This window comes from Klebsiella sp. JN_Kp126, from assembly GCF_033843325.1.
Classification (GTDB): domain Bacteria; phylum Pseudomonadota; class Gammaproteobacteria; order Enterobacterales; family Enterobacteriaceae; genus Klebsiella; species Klebsiella michiganensis.
In genome coordinates, this window is record NZ_JAWXQV010000009.1 from 1 (window position 1) to 11,105 (window position 11,105).

At 54.5% G+C, this 11,105-nt stretch carries 10 protein-coding genes; 2 read left to right on the forward strand and 8 right to left on the reverse strand.

Annotation, left to right across the window (positions count from 1 at the left end):
- Positions 1-88 precede the first annotated feature (88 nt).
- The 6 genes from mglC to folE form a co-directional block, all read right to left on the reverse strand.
- Positions 89-1,099, reverse strand: a complete 1,011-nt coding sequence (gene mglC / locus SIK97_RS00525) for a galactose/methyl galactoside ABC transporter permease MglC (RefSeq protein WP_004852662.1) — start codon at positions 1,097-1,099, stop codon at positions 89-91.
- Between the two features lie 15 nt (positions 1,100-1,114).
- Entirely contained in the window at positions 1,115-2,635 is a 1,521-nt protein-coding gene (gene mglA, locus SIK97_RS00530) for a galactose/methyl galactoside ABC transporter ATP-binding protein MglA (RefSeq protein WP_014230153.1), read from the reverse strand.
- Positions 2,636-2,754: 119 nt separating this feature from the next.
- On the reverse strand, positions 2,755-3,753 hold the full coding sequence (gene mglB, locus SIK97_RS00535; protein WP_014230154.1) for a galactose/glucose ABC transporter substrate-binding protein MglB: 999 nt from the start codon (positions 3,751-3,753) through the stop codon (positions 2,755-2,757).
- Between the two features lie 289 nt (positions 3,754-4,042).
- On the reverse strand, positions 4,043-5,065 hold the full coding sequence (gene galS / locus SIK97_RS00540; protein WP_014230155.1) for an HTH-type transcriptional regulator GalS: 1,023 nt from the start codon (positions 5,063-5,065) through the stop codon (positions 4,043-4,045).
- 155 nt (positions 5,066-5,220) lie between these two features.
- Positions 5,221-6,378, reverse strand: coding sequence for a DUF418 domain-containing protein YeiB (yeiB, locus tag SIK97_RS00545; protein ID WP_057173297.1), 1,158 nt, complete (start codon positions 6,376-6,378; stop codon positions 5,221-5,223).
- 15 nt (positions 6,379-6,393) lie between these two features.
- Positions 6,394-7,062: a GTP cyclohydrolase I FolE gene (gene folE, locus SIK97_RS00550; protein WP_004103895.1), complete on the reverse strand. Its 669-nt coding sequence runs from the start codon at positions 7,060-7,062 to the stop codon at positions 6,394-6,396.
- A gap of 368 nt (positions 7,063-7,430) precedes the next feature.
- On the opposite strand from folE, the gene fghA reads away from it, so the two are divergent.
- Positions 7,431-8,267 (forward strand): S-formylglutathione hydrolase, encoded by an 837-nt coding sequence (gene fghA / locus SIK97_RS00555; protein WP_038424722.1) that lies wholly within the window; start codon positions 7,431-7,433, stop codon positions 8,265-8,267.
- 294 nt (positions 8,268-8,561) lie between these two features.
- Positions 8,562-8,720, forward strand: a complete 159-nt coding sequence (locus SIK97_RS00565) for a type I toxin-antitoxin system Hok family toxin (protein WP_025106750.1) — start codon at positions 8,562-8,564, stop codon at positions 8,718-8,720.
- 106 nt (positions 8,721-8,826) lie between these two features.
- On the opposite strand, the gene cirA is transcribed toward SIK97_RS00565, so the two are convergent.
- On the reverse strand, positions 8,827-10,800 hold the full coding sequence (gene cirA, locus SIK97_RS00570; protein WP_014230158.1) for a catecholate siderophore receptor CirA: 1,974 nt from the start codon (positions 10,798-10,800) through the stop codon (positions 8,827-8,829).
- A 97-nt stretch (positions 10,801-10,897) separates the two neighbouring features.
- Positions 10,898-11,105, reverse strand: a 208-nt coding sequence (locus SIK97_RS00575; protein ID WP_319610906.1) for a hypothetical protein, incomplete at its 5' end; no start/stop codon positions are given.

Here is an 11,105-nt window from a genome sequence, read left to right on the forward strand (position 1 = left end):
CAACTTATTGCTGACCACCTCCATAGGAGGTGGTGTTCATGCAGGGATAAAAAAGCTGCCCGCAGGCAGCTTTTATCAACAGAGGAACTTACTTCTTCCGCGCATACTTAAGCGAATCCAGCGCCACGGCGAAGATGATAATCGCCCCTTTAATGATGTACTGCCAGTACGGGTTCACGCCGATATAGGTCAGACCGTAGTTGATGACGGTGAAGATTATCACCCCGGTCACCACGCCAAATACGGTACCGACGCCGCCGCTGAACGATACGCCGCCGACCACGCAGGCGGCAATCGCATCCAGTTCATACATAAAGCCAAGGTTGTTGGTCGCCGAACCGATACGTCCGGCTTCCAGCAGCCCGCCGAACGCGTAGAACACGCCGGAGAGCGCATAAATCATCAGCAGGTTCAGGGCGACGTTGACGCCGGAGACCTTCGCCGCTTCCGGGTTACCGCCGATAGCAAAAATGTTTTTACCAAAGCGGGTCTTGTTCCACAGGATCCATACGAAGAACACGGCAATCAGCGCATAGAAGGTGATATACGACAGGCGGAATGAGCCCAGCGCGATAAACCCCTGGGCAAACTGCGAGAAGTGGCTATCGAAGCCGGAAATCGGCGACGCGCCAACAAAGTCGTAATACAGGGAGTTGATACCGTAAACGATGATCATCGTGCCGAGGGTGGTGATAAACGGCGTCACGTTCAGGTAAGCGATGATAATACCGTTGATAAGACCAATGACCGCGCCGATCGCACACACCAGCAGGATAACCAGCGGGATCGGCATCGTGGCCATCTCCGGGAACACCTTATTGGCATTGTCCACCGCCTGCAGCATCGTGGCGGCGATAACCGCCGCCAGGCCGACCTGGCGTCCGGCTGAAAGGTCGGTTCCCTGGGTGACAATAAGTCCGGCCACGCCGAGAGCGATAATAATACGCACCGAAGACTGGGTCAGAATATTACTTAAGTTCAGCAAACTTAAGAAAGTCGGATCCTGGAAAATAATAATGGCCAGCAATACTAAAAGAACCACGTAAATCCCACCTTCTTTCAAATAGGTGAGAAAACTCTTTTTATTTAACGCACTCATGAGGAGCCCCTGATCTTAAAGGTGCAACGACGCAAGACGGAGAATTTCGTTTTGCGTGGTGGTTTTAGTCTCAACAATTCCGGCAACAAGACCATTGCTCATTACCAGAATACGGTCAGTAATACCCAGCAGCTCCGGCATCTCGGAGGAAATAATAATGATTCCTTTGTCTTTTTTTGCCAGCTCGGCGATCAGCTGGTAAATTTCGAACTTCGCCCCAACGTCAATGCCGCGCGTGGGTTCATCGAGCATCAGAATTTCCGGCTGGGTCAATAGCCAGCGACCGATAATCACTTTTTGTTGGTTACCACCGGACAACGAACCAATTTGCGTGTGCTGCCCCGGGGTTTTCACGCGCATCGAATCAATCACCCATTGGGTATCGCTTTTCATGCGTGAATTATCCAGCAATCCGACCTTATTCTTGTATTTCTTAATATTGGAGATCAGCGAGTTAAAACCGATATCCAGGTAGGCATAAATTCCCGTCGAACGGCGCTCTTCGGTCACCAGCGCAAAGCCATGGTTGATGGCTTCATTGGCATTATGGTTATTAATCTTCTTACCGTGCAGCTTGATCGTCCCGCCGGCCTTCTCGCGAATACCAAATAACGTCTCCACGATATCGGTACGTTTCGCGCCAACCAGTCCGGCAATCCCCAGGATTTCGCCTTTGTGCAGATCGAAAGAGACATCGCGAATCGATGGCTGGCGCAGTGAGGTTAAATTGCGCACCTCAAGAATTACCTCACCCGGCTTATTCTCCTTGTTCGGGAAGCGCTGATTGAGGGAGCGGCCCACCATCATCGCGATGATCTTATCCATATCCAGCCCTTCCAGCGGCTGGGTGGCAATCCACTGGCCGTCGCGCAGGATGGTAATTTCATCGCACAGCTGGAAGATCTCTTCCATTTTGTGGGAAATATAGACTATGCCGCAGCCGCGCTCTTTCAGCTTGCGGATAATTTTAAACAGATGGTTGACCTCTTTTTCGGTTAACGAAGAAGTCGGCTCATCCATAATCACAATTTTGGCGTTATAGGAAAATGCCTTCGCAATTTCAATCATCTGCATTTGCGATACCGATAGCGTTCCGACGCGAGCGCGCGGGTCGATATCAATATCCAGCTCATCGAAAATCGCTTTGGTATCACGATACATTTTGTCCTGATCGACAAACATGCCTTTGGTGGGATAACGCCCCAGCCACATGTTGTCCATTACCGAACGTTGCAATACCAGGTTTAATTCCTGATGAACCATTGAAATACCGTTTTCCAGGGCTTCTTTTGCCGAATGGAAATCGATCTCTTGTCCCTGAAAAAGAATACTGCCGGAATCTTTTTGATAGATTCCAAATAGGCATTTTAATAATGTAGATTTGCCCGCGCCGTTCTCCCCCATTAACGCGTGAATAGAGTGGGGACGAACCTTGAGGTTCACATTATCGAGAGCCTTGACGCCAGGAAACGATTTGTTGATGTTGCTCATTTCCAACAAATATTCGCCTGACCGTTCGCTATTATTGCTGACCATAGTTATACCTGGCTGCGTGCGTGCATACCCCAGCCGACGCATTAACGACGAGCCGGGACGGGTTCTGTATCAGGAATAATCGGGCGTACAAGCGCGTACGCCCGCAGCTTATTAAGCGATTACTTACCGATAAATTCGCTCAGATTATCTTTATCAACGCCAACGTACGGTACGCGGACAATCTTATTATCAATTTTCCATTGAGTACCGGCAGCCGGTTCTTTTCCATCGGCCAGGTTTTTCGCCAGATCGAAGGTGGCTTTCGCCTGATTGTTGGCATCGTTCAGTACGGTACCCGCCATGGCGCCGGATTTCACCAGCGCCAGCGCTTCAGGCAGCGCATCGACGCCGAATACCGGAATGCTGCTCTTATTGTGCGCTTTCAGCGCTTCTACCGCGCCCATGGCCATCGCATCGTTGTTAGCGATGACGACTTCAATTTTGTTGGCATTCGGGCCAGACAGCCAGGCATCCATCTTATCTTTCGCCTGTGCGGTGTCCCACATGGCGGTGTCTAACGCCAGCTGCTGGGTTTTGAAGCCCTTGTCGTTCAGCTCTTTAATCACGTAGGTGGTACGCGCTTCCGCATCCGGATGGCCCGGCTCGCCCTTCAGCAGGACAAACTGAATCTGGCCGTCTTTATTCAGATCCCAGTTCGGGTTCGCTTTCCAGTGCTTGGCAATCAGGTCACCCTGAATCACGCCGGACTCTTTTGAGTCGGTACCGACGTAGTACGCTTTATCGTAGCTATCCAGCGCCTTGCGGGAAGGTTCTTTGTTAAAGAACACCACCGGCACGTTCTGGCCACGCGCTTTATCGATGACCGTCCCCGCCGCCGCCGGGTCAACCAGGTTAATCGCCAGCGCCTTCACCCCTTTTGCCAGCAGGACGTCAATCTGATCGTTCTGCTTGGACTGGTCGTTTTGCGAGTCATTCATCAGCAGCTGAACATCCGGCGCTGATTTGCCATCTTTTTCAATTGCCTTACGCACCACCGACATAAAGTTGTCGTCGTATTTATAAATCGTCACGCCGATACGGGTATCTGCTGCGTGAGCCGCGGCGCCAAATAACATGCTAGCCATTACAGCAGACAGGGTTAACACCTTCTTATTCATGGAATCTCCGGTTTTATTATGCAGGGTCTTTGGTGTGAAAATGGCTGGCGAGCGTTACATTTATGTTACTGCACAGCGACATTCACGACTGTAATTCTGTCTTCCGTGTAGGGTAACGCTCCTGAAAAACGGCTTTATTAATCGTTTAACCGCCGATTACTGCTGTAAAAGTGATTAATCACCGTGACATAGTATGTTCAGACTTGTAAACGCAGCAATCATAGTCAGCTTAATGTTAACAAACTGTGAAATCACTCACATATTGAAAGCGGTTACATCAGGCAGATAATTAGTTAGTGATCGGCCCCACAATTTGCCTCTGCGCCACCGAATGTCGGCGCACCAGCGTCGGCATAAAGCAGTGGCTGGCGTCACGATCCAGCTTTCCCGCCGCGCCCTGTAGCGCCAGCTCTGTCGCCAGTTTCGCCATCGACATAATCGGATAACGGACCGTTGTCAGCTGCGGGTCGGTGTAACGGGAAATGGGGATATCATCAAAACCGATCAGCGAAAGATGCTGCGGTACGGCAATGCCGTTATCTTTAAGCGTCGTGAGCGCGCCGGCCGCCATACTGTCGTTGTAGGCGAAAACCGCGCTCAGACCAAGGTTGCGCCCCAGCAGTTCGACCATCGCCGCCTCACCGCCCTGCATATCCGGCGACCCGGATCCCACCCAGCTTTCGGGAGCGACAATGCCGTGTTCATGTAACGCCCTTAACCACCCTTCTCGCCGTAAATCATCATCTTCAATGCCGTGATTGGAAGAGAGGTAGCCGATGCGCTGGTGACCATGATTGAGCAGCATGCGGGTCGCCATCAGCGCGCCGCTAACGTTATCCAGCCCAACGCAGCGGTGGGCGTATCCCGGCACGATGCGGTTAATCAGCACCATTCCCGGCATATGCTCCATAAAATCCCCCAGCTCCGCGTCGCTCAGCGCTTTAGAGTGGACGATCAGCGCTGAACAGCGCTGGCGAATCAGCACCTCAATGGCGTTACGCTCTTTTTCCGCTTCATGATAGCTGTTGCCGATTAGCACATATTTCTGATGCTGCTGGGCGACGGTATCAACCGCTTTGACCAGCGCGCCAAAAAAGGCGTCCGACACGTCCATCACGACCACGCCGATGGTATCGCTGACCTGCGTCGCCAGCGCCTGCGCGTTGGCGTTTGGCCGATAGCCCAACAGCGTTACCGCCTTCATTACCGCTTCTCGCGTATCCGGGCTCACCAGCGCGCTGTTATTCAGCACGCGCGAAACCGTCGCGACGGAAACACCCGCCTGGCGGGCGACATCACGAATGGTGATCATACTCACCGACCTGTAGAGCATTGCAGTACGTCACACTCACCTCCTGTGTTCAGCAAGGAGGCTATTCTGGCAGCGACGTGCCGTACGCTACGTGAGTGAGGTCACAGGGATGGAAACGGTTACATCCATTTTGTTAATGATTGTGATCCAGATCGTTATCTGGATGTATCTTTTAATGATGTCCCCGACGCACGCAGGGTGAATTGACGCCATAGCCACTCAACGGGCCCTTGACGGAAATGACGTAGCCAAAACCACGAGAAGAGAAGATTAACCGCCCATACGGCCGGTACGAAGGCTAACAGCTGTAAGCGGTCATACTTCATAAACAGGCCGAAGCGGTAGAACAGGGTAGTGCAAATCAGGGTCTGCAGCAGATAGTTGGTTAGCGCCATGCGCCCGACGCAGGCAATCGCCCCCACCAGACGACTCTGACACAGCTGCGGCCAGAAGCCCCAGGCCAGCGCCGCGTAGCCGATGGTTTGCAGCGGCGCGCCCAGCTCCCGCGGCGCCTGTAGCAAAAATGCGCACCAGCGGTAGTCCCAGCCAAGATGCCACTGGGCAATAATCGAGGGCAAGTTGACCGCCATTCCGGCCGCAATCAGCAGCCGGCCGGTACGCCGATAGTGGCGAAGGCTGAACTGCCCTTTGAGCCAGCCGCTGCGCATCAGCGCGGCGCCCATCAGCATCATACCGGCCAGCTGCCAGCCGTACTGCGCGCCCAGCGCCAGCAGGTTATCCGACAGCATATCCGCTCGATTGCTCACCGCTTCAAAGCCGCCTTTTAGCTTCCAGTACTGCTCGTACTGCAAATTTGCCGCGTCCGGCAGCCACGAACGATTGGGCGTATTGCCGGAAATCAATCCCAGCAACAGCAGTACCGCCACGCCGATAACGTACAGCACCACGCCGGTATTAAACAGCGATTTGACATCGTGCGCGTCGCGCACCATTCGCCAGCCCACCAGCCCGACCAGCGCATAGGCCAGCAGAATATCGCCGTCCCAGAAAAACAGTCCGTGAATAAAGCCAAGCAGCGCCAGCAGCGTCAGGCGCGACTGGATCCAGCGCTTGCCGCGCGGCAGCAGAAGCTGAAGTCCGGCGCCAAACAGCAGGGCGAATAGGGTCAGGAATTTGACCTGCGCCAGCAGATCGAGAATCGCCCAGGTCCAGGCGTCGCTGGCGGAAATGTTCCCGGACCACGCCGGGTTGAGGTAAGCGGCCTTCGGTAAACCGAAGGCGCTGATATTCAGTAGCAGGATACCGAGGATGGCGACGCCGCGGACAAAGTCCAGCGTGACATTTCTCTCCATGTACCCTGCTCCGTTTTAGTTGTGGTGACGTACGGCGCGCAGGAACTCCTGGCGGGTATTCTGGCTGGATTTAAACAGGCCGCCCAGCGACGTGGTGGTGGTGGCGCTGGTGGCATCGCGAATGCCGCGCGCTTTCACGCAGTAGTGCACCGCATCGATGGAAACCGCGACGTTGCTGGTCCCCAGCAGCGTTTGCAGCGCGGTGAGGATCTGCTGCGTCAGCCGCTCCTGCACCTGCGGACGCTGGGAGAAGAACTGCACGATACGGTTAATTTTCGACAGGCCAATCACCGAATCTTTCGGGATATAGGCCACCGTGGCTTTGCCGTCAATGGTCACAAAATGGTGTTCACAGGTGCTGGTCAGGGTGATATCGCGCACGGTCACCATTTCATCAACCTGCATCTTATTTTCGATGACGGTGATTTTGGGGAACCGGGCGTAGTCCAGTCCGGAGAAGATCTCATCGACGTACATTTTGGCGATGCGATGCGGGGTCTCCATCAGGCTGTCATCACTTAGATCAAGGTTTAACAGCTGCATAATCTCGGTCATGTGTCCGGCGATCAGACGCTTGCGAGTTTCATTATCAATTTCTTGTACTGGCGGACGCAGCGGCGTCTCCAGCCCACGAGCGACCAGCGCTTCATGAACGAGTATGGCTTCTTTACTCAGTGATGACATTTTTGTTCTCCTGCAGGTGTGGCGCTCTTTGCTCTTCTGAGGGCAAAGTTTGTATTCATTGTGCGTGAGGTGACGCACAGAATCCAGTAGCCGCATCGATAATTGTTGAAATTGGCGTCACCTCTCGTTCCACGCCGCCAGACCAGCGCACTACGATGCGTCACGCAACGCCCTGCTCACCTTGCCGCAACCAAACCAATCGCTGACCCATAGCGCGACGCCTGCCGCTGCGGCAAGGTCAGCATGTTGGTTAAAAGTTGCATTAATGATGCAATACGTTCCGAAAAGGAGGAAGTGAAAGTTACTCACGAGGGCATGAAATATCTGTATTATGGAAAATTACGCCTGAGACACTTAAGGAGCCCTGCATGGAACTGCTCGAAGAGCACCGCTGTTTTGAAGGTCGGCAACAACGCTGGCGGCACGACTCCGCAACGCTGAACTGCGCAATGACCTTCAGCATCTTTTTACCTCCCGCCGCCGCTGACGCGCCGCCGCCGGTTCTCTACTGGCTCTCCGGCCTGACCTGCAACGATGAAAACTTCACCACCAAAGCGGGCGCTCAGCGCGTCGCCGCCGAACTGGGCATTGCGCTGGTGATGCCGGACACCAGTCCGCGCGGTGATAACGTTGCCGACGATAGCGCTTACGATCTGGGGAAAGGCGCTGGCTTTTATCTCAATGCCACCCAGGCGCCGTGGTCCGCGCATTTCCGCATGTACGATTACCTTCGCGACGAGCTGCCGCAGCTGATTGCCCGCGAGTTTAATCTCAGCGACCGCTGCGCCATCAGCGGGCATTCCATGGGCGGCCACGGCGCGCTGGTGATGGCGCTGAAGAATCCGGGCCGCTTCGTCAGCGTTTCCGCGTTCGCGCCTATCGTTAACCCGACCCAGGTTCCCTGGGGCAAAAAAGCCTTTACCGCCTATCTGGGAGCGGATGAAGCGGCCTGGCAGGCCTGGGACAGCTGCGCGTTAATGCAGGCCAGCAGCGAGTCAGATGCGATTCCAACCCTGATTGACCAGGGCGATAGCGATACATTCCTCGCCGAACAGCTGCAGCCGGCGGTGCTGGCGGAAACCGCGCGTCAGAAAAGCTGGCCGTTAACCCTGCGTATTCAGCCCGGTTACGATCACAGCTACTACTTTATCGCCTCATTTATTGAGGACCACCTGCGCTTCCATGCCCGGCACCTCTTCTCCTGATCCTTTCAATGCGTCGTGAAGCACCTTCCCGGCGCATTGATACGCAAAATGCCTCATCATCCAATAGTCATAAAAACTAATATATACAGAGAGATAGTGTATTTTCCGTCGTCGGGGGGTATGATTTTTGGCGGCGCTTGAGGCTTTCGCCTCAGAGCAGGATTGAGTTTTACCGTTGTGCTGAGGCAGAAAGAAGAAAGCCCCGAAGGTAATGTAATCACCCACGAGGCTGTCCCGATGCCTAGACAACATCAGGTTAGTCTCTTACCCGCCGTAAGGCAAGGAGAACAAACCATGAAGGTACCGCCCAACGTCCCGATCTGGTGTCTGCTCATCGTGTGTATCACGCTATTAGCGTTCACCCTGATGGTAAGAAAATCGCTTTGCGAAATTCGCTACCGCGATACGAACAGGGAGGTAGCTGCTTTTATGGCTTACGAATCCGGTAAGTAGCCACCTGGAGCGGTGGGTTCGCCCACCGCTTTTCCGTCTGGCTTCACCCTGAGCGCCTTTAGCGAGGGCTGGCAGGGAAATCTGCCAGCCCTCTTTTATCGCCCGGTCAGAAGCGGTAATCGACGGCCATAAAGTAGCGGCGCCCTTCTTCCGTATAGCTATAGTCGTCGCGGCTCAGATCCTTATCGCCCACGTTGAGTACCCCGGAGCGCAGCTTGACGTTTTTGGTGACGTTCCAGGCCGCGCCGATATCAAACATGGTGTAGCCGCCGGGCGTTTTGCCCGTCGCGCTGACCGAACGCTGTTCGCCGGTATAGTTGGCGGTGACGTAGAAGGACCAGTCGTCCAGCGGTTTCCAGTCGAGGGTACCGTTAGCGGTATGGAACGGCAGCGTTTGCAGCGGTTTATCGCCGCCGTTGCTCAGGTCGCGGCCATCGTTGTAGGTGTAGTTTACCGTCAGCTTCCATTCGTCGCCGAACGGCACCTTCAATTCCGTTTCTACCCCTTTGATACGCGCCTTATTGACGTTGAAGTAGCGGAATACCGGCACGCGTTTACCATTCACCGTTTTCCAGCCGACAAAATTCGGGTAGCCCGGCGCTTCGCTGGCGCTGGAGGTACGCAGGATATCGATCATATCGTCAACGTTATTCTGGAAGGTGGTGACGCTTCCTTCCACGCCTTCAAGCCAGCCTTCTTCACCGCGATAGTAAAGACCCAGTTCGAAGCTTTCGCTGGTTTCCGGTTTCAGATCCGGGTTACCGATAATACTGCACGAGCCGCGGCAGGAGTTGGTGGTCCAGTCCGGGTTCAGCTGCAGCAGGGATGGCGCTTTAAATGCCGTCGCCCAACCGCCCTTCACGGTCACGGTATCGGTGGCGTTATAGACCAGATAAGCACGCGGGCTCCAGTGATCGCCATAGGTCTGGTGATCGTCCATACGAATGCCGGTCGTTAAAGCCAGAGGCTCGATTATCCGCCATTCATCTTCGAGGAACAGCGCGTACTGGCTGGCGGAAGTGGATTTACCGCCGCTGCTCAGGTTGACCGGATCTTTCAGCTTATCGTGACGCCATTCGCCGCCGAAGGTCAGCAGCTGGTTGATCATGCCCAGCGGCAGAACGTATTTGCCGTCCACCGAGTTACTCTCAGATGTGATCGTTCCGGCCTGGCCCGGATTTTTATTATCCACTTTCTCGCCGTAGAATTTCAGCTCGCTATTGCCGACATCCCAGCGGCCGTTGTGGCTCAGGGAGTAGTTCTGGCGCTCGAGGCGGTTGCGGTCAAGAGAGTCGGAATCCCGATCCTGGCGATCGAACCCGTAGCCAGCGGTAATGTCCTGATTATCGGTGGGCGTCCAGGCGAATTCGACGTTGCCGTCGCGGCTGGTGAAGCCTTCAATACGCGGCGTTTCGCCAGCTGCGTTGCTGGAAGCCTGCTGATCGTCCTTGGCGCGCTTTGCCAGGCTGCCGTAGGCTTTCATCCCCAGCACGCCGTCAATCAGCGGGCCGCTGGTAAAGAACTGGCCGTTGTACGTATCGCCGCGATCGCGGTGTTCCTGAATGGTGGTATCCGCGCTGAGGGTGCCCGTCCACTGCTGACCGACTTTTTTGGTAATGATATTGACCACGCCGCCGAGGGCGTCGGAACCATAGAGGGAAGACATCGGCCCGCGCACCACTTCGATACGCTCAATGGCATCAACCGGGATCCAGTTGAGGTCAAAATCGTTGTGGCGGAAAACGGCGTTGCGCGAGTTAACGCGTTTGCCGTCAACGAGGATCAGCGTATAGCCGCTGCTGAGGCCGCGAATGCTCACCCCTTTGCGGTTATCCCCTTCGTTGGTGAGCTGCACGCCCGGCACTTCCCGCAGTACATCCTTCAGGTTTTGTACCGGTCTACGCTGCAGATCCTGTTGGGTGATAACGCTAATACTGGCGGGCGCATCTTTGACGCTCTGTTCAGTTGCCGCAGCGGTGACGACCAGCGTTTCTTCGTTAACGTCGGCGAGCGCCGGAAACGCCAGGGATACGACGGACGCGCATAATCCGGCCCGGACAAAAGGGTTTAGCCTGAACATTCCATATCTCCATGAGGTGTACAACAAAACAAACAAAAAAGGTCCTGCTCACAGGTACTGTCGGCATAGCGCTCTAACGGCGTATGCGCGCAATTTTTTACAGTAGATGTGGCTGGTCGCCCCTTGTCAGTCTGACCCTCTGCAAGATACGGGGATTGGCTTCATCCTGAATTTGGCGGAAATGATAAAGATAATGATTACAATTATCAATAAAATTATGAATAACTGTATCAACATGTAAGAATCGCAGACGTAAAAAACCACCTGCATAGCAGGTGGCATTGATTTCGCCCCATAGGGGCGCA

Excerpts from the sequence above, each read along its gene's own strand:
- mglC (WP_004852662.1), bottom strand. The coding sequence starts at position 1,099 with ATGAGTGCGTTAAATAAAAAGAGTTTTCTCACCTATTTGAAAGAAGGT.
- mglB (WP_014230154.1), bottom strand. The coding sequence starts at position 3,753 with ATGAATAAGAAGGTGTTAACCCTGTCTGCTGTAATGGCTAGCATGTTA.
- folE (WP_004103895.1), bottom strand. The coding sequence starts at position 7,062 with ATGTCATCACTGAGTAAAGAAGCCATACTCGTTCATGAAGCGCTGGTC.
- yeiB (WP_057173297.1), bottom strand. The coding sequence starts at position 6,378 with ATGGAGAGAAATGTCACGCTGGACTTTGTCCGCGGCGTCGCCATCCTC.
- SIK97_RS00565 (WP_025106750.1), top strand. The coding sequence starts at position 8,562 with ATGAAGGTACCGCCCAACGTCCCGATCTGGTGTCTGCTCATCGTGTGT.
- mglA (WP_014230153.1), bottom strand. The coding sequence starts at position 2,635 with ATGGTCAGCAATAATAGCGAACGGTCAGGCGAATATTTGTTGGAAATG.
- cirA (WP_014230158.1), bottom strand. The coding sequence starts at position 10,800 with ATGTTCAGGCTAAACCCTTTTGTCCGGGCCGGATTATGCGCGTCCGTC.
- fghA (WP_038424722.1), top strand. The coding sequence starts at position 7,431 with ATGGAACTGCTCGAAGAGCACCGCTGTTTTGAAGGTCGGCAACAACGC.
- galS (WP_014230155.1), bottom strand. The coding sequence starts at position 5,065 with ATGATCACCATTCGTGATGTCGCCCGCCAGGCGGGTGTTTCCGTCGCG.